The following is a 21,160-nucleotide window of genomic DNA, read 5'->3' as shown; positions in this document are numbered from 1 at the left end:
GGGAATCGATTGATGGTTTATCCATAACGCTCATCCTTTGCTGTTCATATTGTCATCTAATTATTCGGTTATTGTACAGCAGATCGTTACGAATTAATACATCTAATACTCATTTACTTTACAGAACTTTGAAAAATAAGGATTATTGCCGCTCTCCTGTAAATATATTGAGAACATAAGGACCATCCAAGGAAAGAGGGGCGTTCCCCAAGGAGGCGGCAATGACGGAAAACAAGGTTCGCGTATTGATTGGCAGTCCAATCCACCAGAAGCCTATGGTTTTAAAAGAATTTCTGAATTCCCTGCTTCGTCTGAATATTGCCGATATTGAGCTGGATTTCCATCTAGTTGATGATAATGATGATGAGGAGTCACGTCGGCTGCTCCAGGAATTCCAAAGCATGGGTGATCATATTTATCTTCAGAGCTCCGGCTTTCACGATGCGTATATTCGCAATGATACTACCCACTTTTGGAATACCAACTTAGTCTGGAAAGTAGCCAATTTTAAAAATCTCATGATCAACCGCGCCCAAACCTTGAACTATGATTATTTATTCCTTATAGACTCTGATCTCATCCTCCATCCTGATACCCTCAGACATCTAATAGGTACGAACAAGGATATTATTTCAGAGGTGTTCTGGACACAGTGGCAGCCAGAGACTATGTTTCAGCCGCAGGTATGGATGCACGACGAATACAATCAGTGGGAGCTACTGCCCGGTGAAAAACTGCAACCAGAGGAGATTAATCGCAGATTTCATGAATTTATAGCAAAGATGCGGATTCCCGGAATCTATGAGGTGGGCGGACTCGGGGCTTGTACACTGATTAGTCAGCATGCGATAAAAACCGGAGTTAGCTATAATCAAATTCGCAACATTTCATACTGGGGAGAAGACCGTCATTTCTGCATTCGTGCCGCAGCCCTTGGCATCCCCTTGTTCGTCGATACCCATTATCCGGCGCTACACTTGTATAGAGACAGTGATTTGAGTAAAGTTGAGGATTTCATCAAAGAAACTACGGAGACCAAAGCTGAAGCCACTGATACTGAGAACAGTTCATCTACGGACGAAGTACCTGCATCAGTAATGCCGACACCCACAACATACAATCCAGACAACGAAAGCTCCAAGGAGGCAGTCCCCCCAGCCAGAAAGCGGCCCAAGCTAACCCTCACCATGGTTGTGAAAAATGAAAGTGGACGCTTTCTGCGGCAGGTTCTGGAAGAGCATCGCAAATACATCGACGAGGCTGTCATTATCGATGATGGCAGCACCGATAATTCAGCAGCTATCTGCCTGGAGGTGCTTGAAGGCATTCCCGTCCATCTCGTGCACAATACCATATCCAAATTCAGCAATGAAATTGAGCTGCGAAAGCAGCAATGGGAAGAGGTTCTGAAAACGAAGCCCGAGTGGATTCTAAGTCTGGATGCAGACGAAATCTTTGAAGCGAGCTTCGCGGCAAATATCGAGCCCTTGCTGTACGCTGACGAGGTCGATCTATTTTGTTTCCGTCTCTACGATTTATGGAACGCCACTCATTACAGAGAAGATATTTACTGGCGCTCTCATATGAACTACCGTCCTTTTCTGCTTCGTTATAAAGAAGACTTCAACTATGTATGGAATGAATCTCCACAGCATTGTGGGAGATTCCCGGAGAATGTCTTCGAGCTTCCCCACCAGCTAAGCAACTTGCGACTCAAGCATCTCGGTTGGTCGAAGGCAGAGTTCCGCTTAGAAAAATATCTACGTTACATGCTCCTTGATCCCGATGGCCAATACGGCTGGAAGGAGCAATACCTCTCCATTCTGGATGAACACCCTCATTTAATACCTTGGGTAGAGTGAGGGTAATCATAAAAAGGACGTCCACAAAACCTTAATGGCTTTGTGGACGCCTTTTATTTTCCATAGTACGATCCGTTTTGCTAACTTCTTCTTATTCAGTACGCTGTGGTTCATCGAGATCTGGTTTCATAATGCTCACCGTCAGGCCGCCACCGGATTCGTCTACTTGAATCACCGTACCTTCTGCGGCTTCACCAGCAATGATCGCACGTGCCACACGGGTCTCCAGACTTCGCTGGATGAAGCGTTTCAGCGGTCTCGCCCCATACACTGGATCAAAACCTTCCTTAGCGATAAAGCGTACCGCGGGCTCAGTTAACTCAAGACCAATTTCCCGGTCAGTAAGACGCAAACGTAATCCGTCCACCAGTTTGTCCACGATTTTCTCGATCTCGCCCAGGGTCAACGGCTTGAACATCACAATATCGTCAACCCGGTTCAGGAACTCTGGACGGAAATGACCAGTTAGTTCCTTCATTACGCTATCCTTGGCAGCCTCCGTAAGCTGACCCTTCTCATCGGTGCCTTGAATCAGATGTGGCGAACCGATATTTGAGGTCATGATAATGATCGTGTTCTTGAAGTCGACCATCCGGCCTTGTGAATCGGTCAGCCGTCCATCATCAAGCAGCTGCAGTAGAATATTAAATACATCGGGATGCGCCTTCTCCACTTCATCGAGCAGCACTACTGTATAAGGCTGACGCCGTACAGCTTCTGTAAGTTGGCCGCCTTCCTCATATCCAACGTATCCCGGAGGTGCACCGACTAGGCGAGAAACACTGTGCTTCTCCATATACTCCGACATATCGATACGGATCATGCCATCTTCGCGATCAAAGAGAGAGACCGCGAGCGATTTAGCCAACTCCGTCTTCCCTACCCCAGTCGGACCGAGGAACAGGAAGGAACCGATCGGCCGATTCGGATCTTTGATCCCGGCTCTTGCCCGAAGCACGGCATCGGCCACCAAGCTGACAGCTTCATCTTGGCCCACAACTCGTTCATGCAGTGTTTCTTCCAGACGCAGCAGCTTATCCCGTTCGCCTTCAACCAGTCTGCTAACTGGAACACCCGTCCAACGCGACACAATATCTGCGATTTCCTCCTCGGTTACAGCTTCACGCAATAATCTTGTATCCTGATCCTGCTGTGCCGCTTCTTCCGCTGCTTTCAATTGCCGCTCTAGATCAGGAATGATGCCATAGCTCAATTCGGCTGATTTATTAAGATCGTATTCCTCCTGTGCATCGACCAAATCCTTACGGGCTTGCTCCAGCCGCTTTTTGAGGTCGCGGATGCCTTGAATCGCTGACTTTTCCTTCTCCCAACGCGCCGTCATTCCAAGCTGCTTCTCCTTGAGATCGGCTAGTTCACGTTGTAAGATTTCAAGACGGCGTTTGCTGGCGTCATCCGTTTCTTTTTTTAGCGCTGCTTCCTCAATCTCCATCTGCATCAGACGGCGGGTCACTTCATCCATCTCACCCGGCATGGAATCAATCTCTGTACGGATCATGGCACAAGCTTCATCCACTAAGTCGATCGCTTTATCCGGCAAAAAACGATCCGTAATGTAGCGGTTAGACAGAACACCTGCAGCGACGAGGGCGCTGTCATGGATTTTGACTCCATGATGGACTTCGAACCGTTCCTTCAGACCGCGTAGAATGGAGATCGTGTCCTCTACATCCGGTTCGCTGACTAGCACCTGTTGGAAACGACGCTCCAGCGCAGGGTCCTTCTCAATATACTTGCGATATTCATCGAGCGTTGTGGCACCAATACAGTGCAGTTCGCCGCGAGCCAGCATCGGCTTCAGCATATTGCCCGCATCCATCGAGCCTTCAGTTTTACCTGCCCCTACAATCGTGTGCAGCTCATCAATAAAAAGAATAATACGGCCGTTACTTTCACGAACTTCCCTAAGTACCGCCTGCAAGCGTTCCTCGAATTCACCTCGGAACTTCGCGCCTGCTACAAGGGAACTCATATCCAGCGAGAAAATCGTCTTGTCCTTCAGCCCCTCCGGCACGTCTTTGCGTACAATCCGGTGAGCCAAGCCTTCCACAATCGCTGTTTTACCTACACCTGGCTCACCGATCAGCACAGGGTTATTCTTCGTTTTACGGGACAGAATTCGGATCACACGACGTATCTCAGCGTCACGTCCGATGACTGGATCGATCTTACCCGCGCGAACCTCTGCTACAAGATCACGTCCGTATTTCTCCAGCACCTCATAAGTAGCCTCCGGCTCCCGACTCGTTACACGCTGATGTCCACGAATCTCAGCAAGTATAGACATCAGCTTCTCGCGTGTTAATCCACGACTGACAAAAAGATCACGCAGCTCACGATTATCCCTGCTCGAATCCGACACCATGGCCAGCACGGCATGCTCCACCGAAACAAACTCGTCTTGCATCTTCGCTGCTTCTTTCTCCGCCTGTTCCAGCAGATGAATCAGCGATTGCGAGGCATAACGCCGTACTGTGCTTGCTCCTGATCCGCTTATGCTCGGCTTGCGCCCAAGCAGTTCATCCGTGCTGCGCAGCAGCTCAGCTACGTGGACGTTCACCTTTTGCAGCAATCTTGGCAGCAAGCCTTCTTGCTGCTGGAGTAACGCTTTTAACAGATGGAGATTATCGATCTCCTGATGTCCGCTTTCTGAAGCCAGCGACTGCGCCGCAGCCACTGCTTCCTGCAGCTTTTGAGTAAGTTTATTGAAATCCATAGCTCTCTCACCTTTCTATTTAAGAATGATATATGGGATCGGCCGTTTTGGCCGGGATAGATTAATTTAGCGGGATTAACACCGTACATTTGGACGGATGGGCCGCATTTGGCGCTATCTACGGGATTAATACCGCACATTTGGACGGATGGGCCGCATTTGGCGTAATCTGCGGGATTAATACCGTACATTTGGACGGACGAGCCGCATTTGGCGCTATCTGCGGGATTAATACCGTACATTTGGACGGACGAGCCGCATTTGGCGCTATCTGCAGGATTAATACCGTTCATTTGGACGGATGAGCCCCATTTGGCGCTATCTGCGGGATTAATACCGTTCATTTGGACGGATGATCCCCATTTGGCGTTATCTGCGGGATTAATACCGTTCATTTGGAGGGATGAGCCCCATTTGGCGTTATCTGCGGGATTAATACCGTTCATTTCGGGTGATCAGCCGAATTCGGCTCATTCTGGGGTATTTTCACCCCCTCTTTTCGCTCATAGAGCCGAAATCCACGCAGTCTGGGGTATTTTTACCCCTCTTTTCGCTCATCGAGCCAAATCCGGCTCATTCTGGGGTATTTTTACCCCTCTTTTCACTCATCGAGCCCAATACGACTCATTCTGGGGTATTTTTACCCCTCTTTTCACTCATCGAGCCCAATACGACGCATTCTGGGGTATTTTTACCCCTCTTTTCGCTCATCGAGCCGAAATCCACGCATTCTGGGGCATTTTTACCCCTCTTTTCGCTCATCGAGCCGAAATTGGCGCAGTCTGGGGTACTTATACCCCTCTTTTCACCCATTAGCTCGTATTCAGCACACTTTAGAACACCTTTACCCTTCCTTTTCCCGACACTTCTTACAGGTCTCTACTATAGTTAGTTTCTAATTAAGTTACTTTTCTACTACTAGCACTCTATTCACCATATTCACCAGCCACATTCGATCACGAACATACAAAGTTACCTCTACCTACCTATTAATTACCCACTTTTGCCTTCGGACGCTGCGCACTAGCGCTTTGACGTTTAGCTCTAGCCTCGAAATTACTGGATTCAGCCAGTTTACGGTACAAATTCTTCTCCGCTTCGCTGGTTGGCTCAGGGACAACAATCTCAATACCAAATAAAATATCACCGTTCGCACCATTCTCACGCTTCAAACCTTTGCCTGGGATACGCAGCGTTTTACCACTTTGAATTCCTGCAGGAATCTTCAATTTCACGGCACCGCCACCCGGTAATGGAACCTTCACCTCACCACCCAATACCGCTTGCCATGGAGCAACTTCAACTACACCGTATAAATCGCCACCTCGAAGCTCGTATATATCATGAGGAAGAATATGAAGTGCCAGCAGTATATCGCCACCTGGAGCTATGCCACTCTGAGTGGTTCCTGCGATTTTTAAAATCGCGCCTTCACTAGATCCCGGCGGAACTTGAACGTCCACAGTTTTATCACCGATCTGCACTCTTACAGTTGCTCCCTTATAAGCCTGCTCCAACGTAATATCCAGCTGCGCCTGCGTCGAACTACGCGCCTCACCCCATGGATTGCCGTTCGAACGCCCACTGCCACTACTAGAAAAGAAATCAAAGCCAGCGCGATCCGCCGATCCCCGATTCCCAAAAAACATTCCGAACAAATCTTCCTCCGAAATGCCAGAACCTCCTGAAGAATAAGTTCCGCCGCTCCAGCTTCCACCATAGTTTGAATCCCACGAAGAGGCTCCGCTCGACGCACCTCCACCAGCTCTACCACGCTGAGCCCCATAAAGCAGCTCCTCATCGTAAAGCTTGCGTTTCTCCTCATTGCCCAGCACTTCATAGGCTTCAGCCGCTTCTTTGAATTTCGCCTCTGCCTCAGAAGCTTTGTTGACATCGGGATGCCACTTCTTGGCCAGCTTTTGATAAGCCTTTTTAATTTCCTGTTTAGTTGCTGTTTTGCTCACGCCCAAAGCATCATAATAGCTTTTGTTAGCCACTCGGATTCCTCCTTTCAACGCTTTATTAAATACAACCCAGCGTACGATTCCGAGAAAAGACGCACCATAGCCGGAATCCTCCACTACAATGCGCCTTTTATTCATAAAACTATATTAAAAGCTCGCCGCCTATTTCTAAGATGCTAAGCGGAAACTATTACCGCCTAAATTATGCTTATTCAGACTACGAAGCGCTAGAATCTCCGTCTTGAATCTCAATGCGTTTCCCTTGTGGTTTTTGCTGTTTTGGAACTTCCAGCTTCAGTAATCCGTCTTTCAAAGACGCGCGAATCTCTTCCACTGCAATATCCTGAACATAGAATCTGCGAACATATTCACCATATCGACGTTCTCTACGTACAATTTGATGATCCTTGTTCTCCTCCGCATTCGCTTCCTTCCGCACCGCTTTAATCGTCAAGTAAGGGCTGGCATAATCAATGTCGATTTCTTCTTTTTTAAAGCCAGGAAGTTCAGCTTCAATCAGGTAAGCCTGCTCACTCTCGCGAATATCCGTTCTGAAGGACATCGTGGAGCTTTTGATCGGTGCAAAAAAATCATCATTAAAAACATCATTCAAAGACTTAGCCAGCATACCAAAAGCATCATCTCTACGTTTACCAAAAGGAACCAAATCAAACATTATCCATTCTCCTCTCATTGACTTTGACTTTATTTGACCTATGACCTTATTATAGTCCCCTATCAGAGGAATAACAAAACCGATTTAAGCGAATTTCCGGTCAAATTCAGGCAAATCAGCTGATTTAATGCTACAAATTTTAATATTTTTAATGTTTTGACCTTTTTTGACCTTTGTTTGATCTATACTTCAAAATTCAGCACGATTAGTATATGTTTAGGCCCCACGTTCCATACAAGCCGGCAATTTCGCTTTCATTACAACCCCAAAACATCCTACTCAAAAAGAAATGATATAATGAAGGTCAAATAACGACCATTTTTCTTACGGGAGACCAATTGTATGCAACCAACCTATACTATGGATGATACGCAGTGGAGTAAGCTCATCCAGAATGTCGCCTATTATTTCGATGACCTCACCCTCAAACGAGGGTTCCAATATTATAAGCAAAGCCGTATTCGTTCGTTCACTATGACGGAGCCATCTAAGATCAATGCCCTTGTTGAAGGTAGAGAGGATTACCGCGTTACTATTGATCTGGACAGCTTCACTCGGTGCCATTGCAACTGCCCTGTTTCAGGTCATTGCAAGCATATGGCCGCTGTACTGCTCAGTTTTGCTGAACAACAGAATAGGTCTGTACAAGTTCTAGCTAACGCCAAAGCCGCATCTTTTCTCCCAAAAACATCAAGTAGTTCACCTGTCGGAACCGATGGAAAGCACCAGCAGCAGCTAAAAGAACATGCCAGCCGGATCGCTGACGGAGGCATCACAGAGTGGCGCGAGTATTTTGCGTTCTGCATCACGCCTCTGGCACATACCACTCGGAATCCTGAATATGTGGATCGAGCATTATCTTCCATTACTAAATTTAAGCCGAAGTTATCACCGGAAATGGACAAGCTATTTACCCTGCATGCCCATCTTTTTCTTCTAGAAAAGCTGGCTAAGCCTTCCGCCAATCTACCCGGTCAGGTCGCCTTCACCTCATCACTCGGCTATTACACGCAAGTAGCGGTCTCTGAGCTACAGGAAGCAATCACACGTCTGTTAAAAAGCACACTCCCGCTGTCTCCCGAGCAAGAGCAGGAATACGATCTTTGGCCGCATATCGTCGAGACCCTCTCCTACTTGCGGCGTGAGATGTTGACGGAGTCGCGCGATCGCTTGCGGGATCAGCCCTCTTTTTCACTGTGCTATGACCTGCTGTGGAGAAACTGGATTTATCCGAATACAGGTGGAACTAAGCTTTATCTGGATGAAATCAAACAGCTTCAGCAGGCAGAAAGTGAATTAGGCGCTTCCCTGTCACGCCATGCGTGGCTGTTAGCCCAGAGCCGCATGTATTTTTATCTGAAGGATGACCCAAAGGCATGGGAATTACTGAATAAAGCTGCCGAGCGCCCAGGTCTCCATCCTGATGAGCTTATGAGCTTCACCTCCCCGCTTCTGGATGCAGGTGAATGGTCACGCTTGGTGGGCTGGCTTGCTCAGATCGGTCCACTGCTGAGCAGCAGACTCTATAATCTGAATAACTATTCGAACAGATGGGAAGAGGCCGTTCGCCATCTTCCTGAAGCTGAGCCGCAAATGTGGAATACATTAGCCACTATGTTACCTATCTCTGGAGAAGTATACGAAGAGAAGTTAATTACCTATGAAAAATGGCAGACATGGATGGATTATCAACTGTCCATCGGTAAGCTGCCTTCCGAATTTCGTGTTACAGACCTCCAGCCTATGGAGAAAAACGCACCTGAAGTTCTGCTCCCCTTCTACCATCAGGCCGTCGAAAGATTTGTGCTGGATAAGAATAGACATAGCTACAAGGCGGCTGTGAAACTATTGAAACGATTATCCAAGCTGTATAAAAAAATGAAACAAGAAGAACGGTGGGAAGAGTTCCTCATTGCCTTCACCACAAAGCACAGCAGACTCCGTGCGCTGCAAGAGGAGCTTCGGAAAGGAAAGCTAATACCATGAACATGCATTTGCGCACGCTGACCATCCGGCTTGCATTAAGCCAGTATGGCGACGCCTTAATATACGGAATGAATGAAAGAGAAGATCTCGTGCCCGGTTTGCAGCTTAAACAGCGGTTATTCGCCTGGCATGAGGCGTCTTTTTATGGAACGGAGTTAACGGTTCAACCAGCTGGCGAAGGTGTAGAGCTAGTGATTCTACCTGCGGAGCAGGTCATCCCTTTCTTTGCAGAGCAGAAGCTGCTGGTGCACATCGAATGGAACTGGGAGGGCGATGCGGCTCACCTGACTGAACTGGCGCCACTTCTGGCTATATGTCTGGAGAACAAACAGTATATTCCCGATATCTCCGCTTATCGTGCCGGGAGGTTGCAATGGACCTGGGATGAGGGCGCTTTGGCGCAGGTGGCAGTGGAGAATGACACTGCCAAAGGGGCCCTTGAGGCGCTAAATGGCGGCAGCGAATTTAGCCGTGGGTTACGCGCGGCGTTCTCCGCCGCCGTGTCGCAGAGGTATTACAGCACGGAGGCCGAAGCAGGCGACCTCCGGAGCGAGTACCCGCTTCTATTCGATAGAAGCGGGGCCCTTGCAGCGGGCATGGATACCGCTGCATGGCTTATCGCCATTGGCTGGAAGGCGGATACCGCGCCTTTCCGGCCTGCACTTCAGCTGCTGGAGCCGGAAGGGGATGAATCCCCTTGGCGGCTCCAGCTGATCCTTCAGGACAAGCGCGATGAATCCGCGCTTGTTCCCATCAGGCTCGCCGATGATGGCGAGCCGCACGGCTTGTGGCCGACAGCATGGTCGGCCCACGTGCACGAACGCGCCGCGGGATGGCTGGAGCGCCTCCGCGGCAGTCTGCCGCCCGAGCGCTTCGCGGCGGGCGGCGACGTGCTGGCCGAACCGCTCAGCGATGCCATCGCTTGGCGGTTCTTAACCGCCGAGAGCCAGCGGCTGCTGGAAGCAGGCTGGCAAGTGCTGTTGCCGGCGTGGTGGGAAGCCGCCAGCCGAAAAAAACCGCGCCTCCGCGCCAAGATCAGCTCCGGCGAGGACAAACGCAGCGGCGGCGAGTCGCTGTTCGGCCTCGATTCGATCATCGATTTCGATTGGCGAATCTCCATCGGCGACGTCGACCTCACCGAAGCTGAATTTGCCGAGCTGGTCGCAAGAGGAGAACGACTCGTCCGCTTCAAAGGCAAATGGGTCTCGCTCGATCCCGCGCTGCTGGCGCAAATCCAAAGAGCCATGGCTGGTATGGACAAGTCGCAAGGCTTATCTTTCCAAGATGTGCTTCAGCTTCATTTGCTGCAAGCGAGTGAGGAAGCTGATGCTGAGGCTACAGAAGAGCAGCTTCAAGAGGATGCTGCGCGCCTGCGGCTCGAGGTAGAGCTAAACGAGCATTTGATCAGCCTCATTGGTCAGCTCGGCCAGCGCTCACAGTGGCCGAAGCCTCCAGTGCCCGCAGGACTCCAGGCAGAGCTACGCACCTATCAGCATGAAGGATATGCTTGGCTGACTTTCCTGCGTCAATTCGGTTTGGGGGCTTGTCTAGCCGATGATATGGGGCTTGGCAAGACCGTCCAACTCATCGCATATTTACTTCATATCAAAGAAAATACCGATCCTAGCTCATCCCGTCGCCAGACCGACCCTCCGGGGTGGCCTGCTCTGATCATCTGCCCTACCTCCGTGCTGGGCAACTGGCAGAAGGAATTGCAGCGCTTTGCGCCTTCTTTGAATGTGATGCTGCACTACGGAAGTCGCCGTTTGGACGCAGGATTCTTCTATGGCGCTGCTTCGCAAGCTGACGTGGTACTCACCTCTTATGCGACTGCAGCGCTTGATCAGGAGTTGCTGAAGGAATTCACTTGGGCGGCGATTTGCCTGGACGAAGCACAGAACATCAAAAATGCTCAAACGAAGCAGTCGGTAGCTGTGCGCAGCTTCCCGGCTTTACACCGGATTGCGCTGACAGGAACACCTATTGAGAATAGATTATCTGAGCTGTGGTCCATTTATGATTTTATAACCCCAGGTTATCTGGGTAGTGCCAAAGCCTTTAACGACCGATTCAGTAATGCCATTGAGAAGGAACGCGACGAGAAGCGTACAGCGGACTTACAGAATCTCGTGAAGCCGTTCATGCTACGCCGTAAGAAAAAGGATCCTAATATTCAGCTCGATCTTCCAGATAAAAACGAGATGAAGACCTATGTCCATCTGACAGCTGAACAAGCTGCGCTCTATGACCAGACCGTAAACGGACTGCTCGACCGTATGCAGAAGTTGGAAGGTATTGAGCGTAAGGGCGCTATTCTTGGGGCTTTGACCGGACTTAAGCAGCTATGTGATCACCCGATGCTTGTGACTAAGGAGGCCCTCCCTGAAACCGATTCGGATAATAAACTGGATACCAGTCTACTCATTAACCGTTCCTCTAAACTTGAAAGACTGCTGGATATGGTTAAGGAACTGCGTGCAGAGGATGAGCGCTGTCTCATCTTTACGCAATATGTCGGGATGGGAAAAATGCTTCAGGCTGTTCTACAGCAGGAGCTTGGGGAGCCTGTCCTTTATTTGAACGGAAGCACCTCCAAACAGGCGCGTGACCGAATGATTGAGCGATTCCAGACGCCTGCATCTTCCGCGGACGAAGGGTCCAGACGTCCAGATGCACCACCGTCTGATCAGCCGAATGTATTCATCCTTTCTCTCAAAGCCGGAGGTGTCGGTCTGAACTTAACCGCAGCCAATCACGTATTTCACTTCGATCGCTGGTGGAATCCGGCCGTTGAGAATCAGGCGACAGACCGCGCCTATCGGATGGGCCAGACGCGTGATGTACAGGTGCATAAGTTCATCGCTCTCGGGACGCTCGAAGAAAAGATTGATGAGATGCTGGAGAGTAAGCAGCAGCTAAGTGATAATGTCATCTCCAGCTCCGAAGGCTGGATTACCGAGCTGTCTACTGAGGCTTTGAAAGACCTATTTACATTACGGAGAGGCTTAACAGACTAATCTTAACGCTTGCAACGACCATCAAAAGGAACATTCGCATCTACGCGGATGTTCCTTTTTTCAATCAGTAGAATTTATCTTCAGTACTGGATTAAAGAACGCTCACCATTGCTCGGACATCTTAAAGGTGACTGCGAGATCATCATCACCTGAAAGTGAGTTAACCACCAAAGTAACCGGCTCATTCTGAAGCTCGTAAGAGAGTCGCTCGTTAAGCAAATTAACAGCCAAATTCGCATAAGCACCGGAGATTCCCGATCCTGTACCTTGCATAATCACCTTTCCACCCGTGACCGTAGTGCAGGTGTAATTCACCAGCAATGCCGTGTCCGTGACAGGAATATCCGTAGTTGGCGTTGGGAAATTTTCGAATGTCCCATCCAGAGTGCCACCTGCGACGACCATATATCGCACAGGTCTTTTGGATAGAATATCTAAAGCCGCCGGTCTAATCTCAGCCGCAAGACCTTGTGGAATAGTAAAGGCAGAACTCCTCATAAAGCTAATCGCCGCGAAGTCAGTCGATGTAACCGATACATTATCACGGATTTCCGAGGTTATACGGCTTACTTGAAACACTTCCAGATTAACAGCTGTCCAGACACCGTTCACATCCACAAGAAAAACCTGAATCTTCAATTGTTCCTGTGAATACACAAAATTAAATTGGAATAAATCCTCTACAATAGTGTAGGTCTTGCTTGACGTTTCCCGATATTGCAGCTCAAATAATTCTTCAATAAAGACTGTCTGAGGACTTGCACTATTGGCTAAACCCGTTAAATAACAAGCCGCGCCAGCTGATCCATTGTTAACCACTTTGATCACAACTTGATCTATTGGACGAGTACCGTCGACAGGTAAATTAATGATGGTGTTTGTAGAGAGGACAGGCAATGTCGTCACACCTCCTATTCATATCAAATTATATATATATGGTATGCAATCATTTTTTAGAATTCTTGGATTGATATTAAAATAGAGATGTGCTTCACCGAGCATAAAATACAGATTTGCCACCAAATAAAGGATGTGGTAAACTCGACTTAACTTTTTATGAACGGAGGGTTACGTGTGATAGACTTTATCCGAGTTAGAACTTTGCGCGGCTAATTGAATAGCGCTAAAGCTCTGCCCATGTGCAGAGGACTCAGGATAGGTCTACCCATTTAACTCCATAGAAGCCAACAAACCAACTGCTACTCGTAAGGGATTAGGTTATCATTTCCCTACGCCCCAGCCGTTGTTTAATTCGATATATCTATGGAAGACCCTAATGTCGTAACGGAGATTTCTCCTTACACATTTGTTCTGACGTCCTCTAACGAACCGTAAGCACAGGCAGATGTCCTGTGTTTTTTTGCGTTTACTATTTACTACTGGAGGATGAATAAATATATGGAACAACTACGAGAAAAAGCTATTATAGTCGGTGTCCAGCTACAAAACGAAACAAACTTCGATTATTCGATAGAAGAACTCAGTAATCTGGCAGCTGCCTGTGACATAGAAGTTGTCGGAGAACTTAGTCAGAAGGCAAGCCGGATCAACCCTTCCCACTATATCGGCACAGGCAAAATCCAAGAAGTATCTGCGCTCTTAGAAGCACATGATGCTCCTATTGTTATTTTTAATGATGAGCTGTCTCCTTCACAGATTCGCAATTTGGAGTCTTCTCTAGGCCGTCAGGTCATTGACCGAACGATTCTGATCTTGAATATTTTCGCAGAACGAGCAAAGACCAAAGAAGCACAGCTGCAAGTAGAAGTAGCCAAGCTGCAGTATATGCTGCCCCGCCTGACAGGTCTCCGAGAATCCCTCGGAAGACAAGGCGGTGGTGCTGGGCTGAAGAACAGAGGCGCTGGTGAAACGAAGCTGGAGCTGGATCGCAGAAGAATAGAAGAACGCATTTCAGCGTTACAAGTTGAGCTTCAACAGCAAGTAGCAAGGCGCCAAATTCAGCGAAAGCAGCGGCATAAGAATGAGGTTCCTGTCGTCTGTCTCGTCGGCTATACAAATACCGGCAAGTCCAGCTTAATGAATGTGATCGTGGAGACGTATCATCCCGGCTCTAATAAGCAAGTGTTCGCCAAGGATATGTTATTCGCTACGCTGGAGACATCCGTTCGGAGCATTGAGCTACCGGATCACAAAACCTTTTTATTAACAGATACCGTCGGATTCGTCAGCCAGCTTCCCCATCATCTGGTCAAAGCCTTCCGCTCCACGCTCGAAGAGGTGACCGAAGCTGACTTATTGATTCACGTAGTCGATATTTCCGATCCACAGCATGAGCAGCATATGGCCGTCACTGATGAGACTTTGAAAGCGCTCGGCGCGGACCAAATTCCAACGGTTTATGCCTACAACAAAGCTGACCTAACTGACTTGCCTTACCCTCACCTTGAGGGTGACAATGTCTATCTCTCTGCCAAACAAAATAGTGGGGTAGCTGAACTTACAGATCTGATTCGCAGCCATGTGTTTACGGATTATGTACAGTGTGAAATTCTGATTCCATTTGATCGCGGCAATGTAGTCTCCTATTTCAACGAGCATGCCCATGTTCAATCCACTAGCTATGAAGAAACAGGCACACGGCTTGCGCTAGAATGTAGAAAATCTGATTTCGAGAAATTCCGCAACGACTTTGTTGAGCTTTAGGCTATTAGACACAGCAAAGGGGCTGTCCCATAAGTCATAAATGACTCAGGGACAGCCCCTTCTTTTTCTTATTGGTGGAGCTGAATCCGGTTAACTACCCGAAACATTTCACTTAGTGTGCAAGTAATTTATCCAACAAACGAATGATCATCGCAACCGACTCCGCACGGGATGCAGCATCATTTGGTTTGAACAATTCGTTGCCTTTACCAGTTACTATGCCAGCAGTTGCAAAAGCATTGATTTGTTCTGAAGCCCAGTTCGTAGCTACATCCAAAAATAGATTGGATGCGTTAGGAACATAGTTTGTCAGCCGAGCAAGCATTGCAACGATCTCAGCGCGGGAAATTTCTTGATTCGGATGGAAAGAGCCATCACTATAACCCGTAATTACCCCTTTAGCTTGTAATGCTGCAATCGATTCTGAAGCCCAATGCCCTTGCGTGTCAGAGAAAGATGAACCGCTTGAATTCGGTAGACCAAAAGCTTTTGCTACCATTGTGGCGAACTCGGCGCGAGTTACCTTTTGATTCGGATGGTAAGAACCATCACTATAACCCGTTACAATCCCCATCTTAGCTGCACGCTCCACTACAGAGGCACTCCACGAAGATGCCGGAACATCCGTAAAGTTTATAGCGGGAGCAGACTTCTCTTTTTCCACGATAGCTTTAACTGCATCTACATTTACCTTGTCGTTGAATACCGGCTTCGACGCTGTTGGCTTCGATGTCGATATTGGCGGTGTTGGCATCGCTGTTGGCTTTGGTGTTGGTGGTGTTAGCGTTGCTGCTGGTGTCGGTGTTGATGTTGGTGGCGTTGCTGTTGAATACGGTGTTGATGTTGGTGGTGTTAGCGTTGCTGTTGGTGTCGGCGTTGGTGCTGGTGTTGGTGTTGGTGTTGGTGTTGGTGTCTCAGTTTCCGTTGTTTTCTTGACAGAAAACTCATCGATTAATGTACCCGCACTTGTACGTGCCTCCACATGAATCGCATCCTCAGTAATTTTAATAGCGGAGTATACAGGAACGTCTTCATCAAAAATATAATTCAAATAATTATATTGGGTGCCATCATAGAATTTCCAGCCTGAAGCACCACCATCAAGGTATACAGTACCCTCATTGGTAGCTTTATTTGGCTTTCCATCCATCATTGGATAGGTGCGCGCATATACATGATCATGACCAACCAGAACCAAATCGACTTTTTTCTTTTCTAATATGGGTGCAAAATAGGTTTGGGTGTACTCAACAAGGGATTCTCGGCCATTCTCTGTATGATAAGCTGGACGGTGGAACATAACGACAGTCCATTTTTTATCATTCTGATCCAAATCGTCCTTTAACCATGATGCTTGATCAACCATCTGTTCCTCTGTGCCTTCTGAGTTCAATACGACAAAATGAGTATCATCGACTTCATAGGAGTAAGCATATTGCAGTTGGGATTCTGGTCCGTTTTCCGGGAAATTCGCACCTTTGGTGAACACATCCTTCCCTTCACTCTTCACATCATGGTTGCCCAGTGTTAGTGCAGTCGGGAGTTTTGTTGCATAAACAGAAGATGCTAGCCAGAACTTTTGCCATTCTTCGAATGCGCCGCCCACATCAACCATATCTCCACCATGCATAATAAACTGTGTTGATGGATATTGTGTCAAAGCGTTAGTCATTAGCTCTTGATAGATTTGTAATCCTGGTAGTTGATTCGTATGGGAATCCGTAATAAACAAGAATGAGGTCGGTGTTGATTTATCCTGATCGACAGTAGAATATTCATGCCACTCCGACCATTGGTCTTCATAGCCTACACGATATTTGTAAGTGGTATCTGCTTTCAAGCCCTTAACCAGGACATTATGAAACCGGATTTCACCCTTCGTTCCATTTTCCTTCATACTAAGCACCTGCAGCTCACTCTCAGCTTGCTGCTGCTTTACTTTATTGTTGTCTGGGCTTGCACCTGCTCCCCATTCACCAGTTTCGATGTATTGAATATACGTAGAGGTTTGATCTGGTTTTGTTTGCCAGGCAGCACTCAGTTGTGAAGACATATCCTCTGCGACATAGGTTTGAATATATTGCGGTTCATTCATACCATACTGCTCTACAACTTCATAATTGACAACCTTACTGTTCTGATCACCGATGACTGCTTGTACCTGATAGGTTCCAAGTGCCAATGTAGTGAGGTCTGTTATTAACTGTCCTTTGGCATCTGTTTTACCAAGGCTGCCGCTCAATAACTGACTACTAACATCAGCTTCAGGGATATAACCTGTTGTTTGTCCGTCTGCGAGAATAACCTCGTAAAATCCATTCTTAGCTGCTGTTGAAGCATAGTAACGTTCACCATCATTTGCAACCATGATTACATTAGAAGATGTATCATCATCCTCATATACACTAGACGTAACAGTGTTAACTGTAGCGACTGAGCTTTGCTTTAATAATCCAGTGAAAACAATATCCGCACCTTCAAACGGCTTGCCTCCATGGTCTAACACTGTAAAGGTAGAAGGTGTACCCAAACCAACTCCCGTCATTTTCAGCTGATAGGGGAAACCGATTGTATAATGAATAGGCGCAGCTAATGGTGTACTCGTCTGAACGCCGCCAGCAGTAAGACTCGCATTACTCATTGTTATGGTTTTATACGCTTCGCCACGCTCTAAAACGGCATGAGAGCTCACTCTGAAGTTAACAGTAACGACATTTTGAGCTGCTGCTATTACGTTATCAAGTGCTACTTGAACCATGCCGTGCTCATTATCAATATCTGAGGTTAGGGAGACTCCAGCCGCCTGAGTAATGCTTTCAACTTGAAGGGTGCTTGCATCATAATTTAAGCTGAATTTTGCCTGCTCTGCTTTCAAGTAATCTTTAATATTAATATGAACAGGATAGATTTCATTACTTATTGCTTCTTCGTCTGCAGTCATGAACAAACGCTCTCCTGCATTTATTGTGAAGGTGAGTTTTTTTGCTGCCGGGTTACCATTCTTGTCCTTCACTTCAATCACAAGCTCATGATAACCGCCATCTACATATTCTCCTGGGTAAGTTAATAAATTTGTATCTGGAGAATAGTGCACTTCATCCGTGATATCCGTTCCATCTAACTGAACAGATAAGGTACCCAAATCCAGACCTGATCCGTTATCTGTCAGCTCAACCTTCAATTCATCAAGTGGAGTGTTTAAGACTTCATTTTCAACAGGGGCTTTAGGTTTAATGGCAGGAACGTCCTTATCCTCATCAACTTCATCATAGATAAAAGTAATATCATCTACCCAAATAGAGCCCTTGTTTTTCTTGCTCATATTCGATTGTTTCAATTGGAAAAACAATTCAAGAACAATCGGACCCGGTTTACCCTGCGGAATATCTGCCTCGATATATTTCCAGCCGGACCAGTTGATACCCACTTGATTTACATCATAAAATTCTGCCTGGAAAGAAGATCCGCCTATATCTCTAAATTTTGTCGTCAGCAAATGTCCTTCATTGTTTGCATAAACCCACATGCCTACTTTAGTAGGGTAACCTGTAACTGGGATATTCCCCGTTTTATACCCGACTTCAATTTGAGAGGGGTTATCTACTATGCCGATCATATCGTAATCAATTCTAGCCGAATATTGCCCATTTCTTACAAGCTTCTTGTTATCTTCCAAATGCAGCGTAGCATTATACATACGTTTAGGATTAAATTTCACATCATTGATTCCATCTTCAAAATCTTCGACCAGGATGGATGGCGTAGTATCATCTGCTGCGTAGACATAATTATTCTGACTAAAGTCTGTATTAAACCCTCCTCCTAGCAACGTTATCGCTGATGCAATCACTATTGTCTTACGTAATGTATTCATGCGCTTATCCTTCCCCCCTGTTAGTAAAGTATTGATCAATGAGTACTATAACAGTTCAATGTAAAATTAAACCTTTGCTATTATTAAAGATTTAAATTGTATGCATGACGTAATATGCAAGAGTCACAAAGAGGTGCAATACAGCTGCTCAAGCTTTAATGACTACGAACTAGAACTATTGAATCCACACGAAAAAAAGACACCCTAGATGGTGTCTTTACTGAAACTACGTATGACGGACAAACGGATGGTGAAGTGATTTTTCAGGAAGATTACTCTTCTTGGGACCCTCTTAGCTGTTAAATCTTATAAATGTAACTTCTAGTCCCAATTCTTGAAAAGACAGTGCACTCAGAGCCTCTATTTTCCGCTCCGGGTAAGACAGAACCTGTAGATAGTCGCTGTAAATAATTAAAATCAGGATGTATCGACTCATTCGTAAGAAAAGCTGAGGTATTGCTTCCGGGCGATCTTTCCTCATTAAGTGAGGCTATGATGACTTCTGCAGTGGTTATCCCAATGCCGTGGCCATAATACAGGTCTTCTTCAAGCTTAACAGCATTCTCACCCTGCCATTCTGGCTTGCTAGGCGCATGATCTGGATTCCTGAAATACACAATATCTCCCCGCAGCATCTGATCCTTATTATAGTTCGTAATTAAGCGCAGATTCTCGTCGTAGTTCCAATCCCATAAGAATAAATCAGTAAAATACCTATTAAAGGCTTCTTCACCTATAGCTTCAATTGTCGCCCTGTACATAACAATGACCATCGCTGTCGCACATTCGAAGGCATATAAATGTCCGTTCTGAAAAATGTCTTTTATCCCCACCGAAGGCGCCACACCAGCGTTTAGCTGTAGTCCTCCAATATCTGTACGCGTCCAAAACTGCGGGTTGCAGCGCGACTCATCAAATGTTGCAAAATCCGCTCCACTGTTATTTAAAGCTTCCGCCGATTCCACGATGCTGTCTCTCATTTTCCGTTCAAAGTCAAGGGCATCGGGTGAACGAACTTCCTTCACCATGCTTAGTCCCTCCAATATTATAGGTTCTAAATATAGGTTATTGTACGTGTTCGCTGCCCAGTTGGTGCTTAATTCATTTTATTCCCCTGACTCAACAAACCACTGATTGAGCTGCCTGGTCTCTTCCGTCAAAATATCCAAATATAAAGAAGTGCGGTATCCCGTGTCCTTTAAGCTTTTTCCCGTAATCTCTGCTATGCGATTTAATCTGTACAGCAATGTGTTGGTATGAATATGTAAAAAAGCGGCGGATTCCTTCAAGTTTCCACTGAGTGATAAATAAACGGCAATGGTTTTTAGAAAATCACTTTTATGCTCGCGATCATGCTCTTTTAGGGGATACAGTAAAGGACTTTTACGGGTCCGACTACGTTTTTGCTCTATAATAGCCGGAACATACGCCCAAAATCCAATATCCTCATACAATAGTAACTCTCGGCCATGAAAAGGCAGCAGCTTCTTGATTTCCAGAATGGAACCCGCTTCCCAGTACGCAATGGCTGCCGACATATACTCAGTGTAATCCAGGCTACAGCCTGCAGCCAGCATACAGCTCTCACTCTTACGCATATCCTCGATAATTTTGTGCATGAACGAATACAGACCACCCGTACCTTCCATGCGAAAGCTGAATGAAAACAATATAATTAACCGATTGTGCTCAGCAGTCAGAAATAATAATTTCAGCCCCGGATAGGAGGCCATAGTTTGCCGAAACCGAAGTACGAAGTGGTCATTGATGACCTTGTCACTCTCAAACACGCTAATATAATATTTGTCCGGCAAAAGAATCGACCAAACTTCCGCGTCCTGCTTGATATTCGCTTCATTGTCATAATGGGAGGTGAGCAGCTTCCAGAAAAAATCCTCCTGCGTTTTCTCCTGCTTCGTCTTCCAACCCCGTTGCTTCAATATATAACGACCAACGATGGCCGCCGCTTTCTCTACAATATTCTCTGCGTGTCCTTCAACTAGATTGCCTGCATCTACTACCCATATGTACCCGAGAATTTCCTTCTGATGTTTGATGCAAATAGCGAGTCGGGGGCCAAGACCTACCTCCATGACCGCAGGAATCCGAATCGGACGTGTAGCGCTCTCAAGCTGCTGCATAATCCCCTTCTTGCGTAAGCCAATAATGACAGCGTTAGGTACACGCTTTCCAATAATGGTCGAAATTCTCGCGGAATCACTCTCAAATTGATGGGAGCTGTATCCGATCACATGGTGATTGCTGTCCTCAATCGTAACTTGGGATTGAAGAGATTCACTAATCGCATCCGCCAACGATTCCATACTATCGAAGAAACGATCAAACAATGGATCCTTTTCCGTCACTAGCCCCACCCCTGCCT

At 46.9% G+C, this 21,160-nt stretch carries 12 protein-coding genes; 5 read left to right on the top strand and 7 right to left on the bottom strand.

The annotated features are described in order from the left end of the window. The first annotated feature begins 221 nt into the window (after positions 1–221). Positions 222–1,862, top strand: a complete 1,641-nt coding sequence (locus tag MKY99_RS01415) for a glycosyltransferase (RefSeq protein WP_339268266.1) — start codon at positions 222–224, stop codon at positions 1,860–1,862. Between the two features lie 91 nt (positions 1,863–1,953). Here MKY99_RS01415 and clpB read toward each other — a convergent pair whose 3' ends face one another. After that, positions 1,954–4,596, bottom strand: a complete 2,643-nt coding sequence (gene clpB / locus MKY99_RS01410; RefSeq protein WP_339268265.1) for an ATP-dependent chaperone ClpB — start codon at positions 4,594–4,596, stop codon at positions 1,954–1,956. An 89-nt stretch (positions 4,597–4,685) separates the two neighbouring features. Here clpB and MKY99_RS01405 point away from each other — a divergent pair, with 89 nt between their 5' ends. Further along, positions 4,686–4,901 (top strand): hypothetical protein, encoded by a 216-nt coding sequence (locus MKY99_RS01405; RefSeq protein ID WP_339268263.1) that lies wholly within the window; start codon positions 4,686–4,688, stop codon positions 4,899–4,901. 684 nt (positions 4,902–5,585) lie between these two features. On the opposite strand, the gene MKY99_RS01400 is transcribed toward MKY99_RS01405, so the two are convergent. After that, on the bottom strand, positions 5,586–6,593 hold the full coding sequence (locus tag MKY99_RS01400; protein ID WP_339271450.1) for a DnaJ C-terminal domain-containing protein: 1,008 nt from the start codon (positions 6,591–6,593) through the stop codon (positions 5,586–5,588). Positions 6,594–6,777: 184 nt separating this feature from the next. Further along, positions 6,778–7,236 (bottom strand): Hsp20/alpha crystallin family protein, encoded by a 459-nt coding sequence (locus tag MKY99_RS01395; protein ID WP_339268261.1) that lies wholly within the window; start codon positions 7,234–7,236, stop codon positions 6,778–6,780. 342 nt (positions 7,237–7,578) lie between these two features. Between MKY99_RS01395 and MKY99_RS01390 the strand changes: the two genes are divergently transcribed. After that, positions 7,579–9,222 (top strand): SWIM zinc finger family protein, encoded by a 1,644-nt coding sequence (locus MKY99_RS01390; protein WP_339268259.1) that lies wholly within the window; start codon positions 7,579–7,581, stop codon positions 9,220–9,222. Next, positions 9,219–12,239, top strand: coding sequence for a DEAD/DEAH box helicase (locus tag MKY99_RS01385; RefSeq protein ID WP_339268257.1), 3,021 nt, complete (start codon positions 9,219–9,221; stop codon positions 12,237–12,239). Before MKY99_RS01390 ends, MKY99_RS01385 begins: the two co-directional genes overlap by 4 nt. A 102-nt stretch (positions 12,240–12,341) precedes the next feature. On the opposite strand, the gene MKY99_RS01380 is transcribed toward MKY99_RS01385, so the two are convergent. Then, entirely contained in the window at positions 12,342–13,145 is an 804-nt protein-coding gene (locus tag MKY99_RS01380) for a hypothetical protein (protein WP_339268255.1), read from the bottom strand. 492 nt (positions 13,146–13,637) lie between these two features. Here MKY99_RS01380 and hflX point away from each other — a divergent pair, with 492 nt between their 5' ends. Continuing rightward, complete coding sequence (hflX, locus tag MKY99_RS01375) at positions 13,638–14,903, top strand: GTPase HflX (RefSeq protein WP_339268253.1); 1,266 nt, start codon at positions 13,638–13,640, stop codon at positions 14,901–14,903. Between the two features lie 112 nt (positions 14,904–15,015). Here hflX and MKY99_RS01370 read toward each other — a convergent pair whose 3' ends face one another. The 3 genes from MKY99_RS01370 to MKY99_RS01360 all read right to left on the bottom strand — a co-directional run bounded on the left by MKY99_RS01370 (position 15,016) and on the right by MKY99_RS01360 (position 21,143). Further along, positions 15,016–18,777, bottom strand: coding sequence for an S-layer homology domain-containing protein (locus MKY99_RS01370; RefSeq protein WP_339268251.1), 3,762 nt, complete (start codon positions 18,775–18,777; stop codon positions 15,016–15,018). 299 nt (positions 18,778–19,076) lie between these two features. Continuing rightward, positions 19,077–19,805, bottom strand: a complete 729-nt coding sequence (locus MKY99_RS01365; protein WP_339268249.1) for a protein-glutamine gamma-glutamyltransferase — start codon at positions 19,803–19,805, stop codon at positions 19,077–19,079. A gap of 78 nt (positions 19,806–19,883) precedes the next feature. Then, a complete protein-coding gene (locus MKY99_RS01360) occupies positions 19,884–21,143 on the bottom strand; it encodes a helix-turn-helix domain-containing protein (protein WP_339268247.1) in 1,260 nt (419 codons plus the stop codon). Between the last annotated feature and the right edge of the window lie 17 nt (positions 21,144–21,160).

This window comes from Paenibacillus sp. FSL R5-0470, assembly GCF_037975205.1.
Lineage (GTDB): Bacteria > Bacillota > Bacilli > Paenibacillales > Paenibacillaceae > Paenibacillus_AQ.
The sequence above is the reverse complement of the archived record's forward strand: the minus strand, read 5'-3'. Positions and strand labels throughout refer to the sequence as shown.

Coding starts and splice junctions, on each gene's coding strand:
- MKY99_RS01415 (WP_339268266.1), top strand. CDS start 222: ATGACGGAAAACAAGGTTCGCGTATTGATTGGCAGTCCAATCCACCAG.
- MKY99_RS01365 (WP_339268249.1), bottom strand. CDS start 19,805: ATGGTGAAGGAAGTTCGTTCACCCGATGCCCTTGACTTTGAACGGAAA.
- MKY99_RS01385 (WP_339268257.1), top strand. CDS start 9,219: ATGAACATGCATTTGCGCACGCTGACCATCCGGCTTGCATTAAGCCAG.
- clpB (WP_339268265.1), bottom strand. CDS start 4,596: ATGGATTTCAATAAACTTACTCAAAAGCTGCAGGAAGCAGTGGCTGCG.
- MKY99_RS01395 (WP_339268261.1), bottom strand. CDS start 7,236: ATGTTTGATTTGGTTCCTTTTGGTAAACGTAGAGATGATGCTTTTGGT.
- hflX (WP_339268253.1), top strand. CDS start 13,638: ATGGAACAACTACGAGAAAAAGCTATTATAGTCGGTGTCCAGCTACAA.
- MKY99_RS01390 (WP_339268259.1), top strand. CDS start 7,579: ATGCAACCAACCTATACTATGGATGATACGCAGTGGAGTAAGCTCATC.
- MKY99_RS01370 (WP_339268251.1), bottom strand. CDS start 18,777: ATGAATACATTACGTAAGACAATAGTGATTGCATCAGCGATAACGTTG.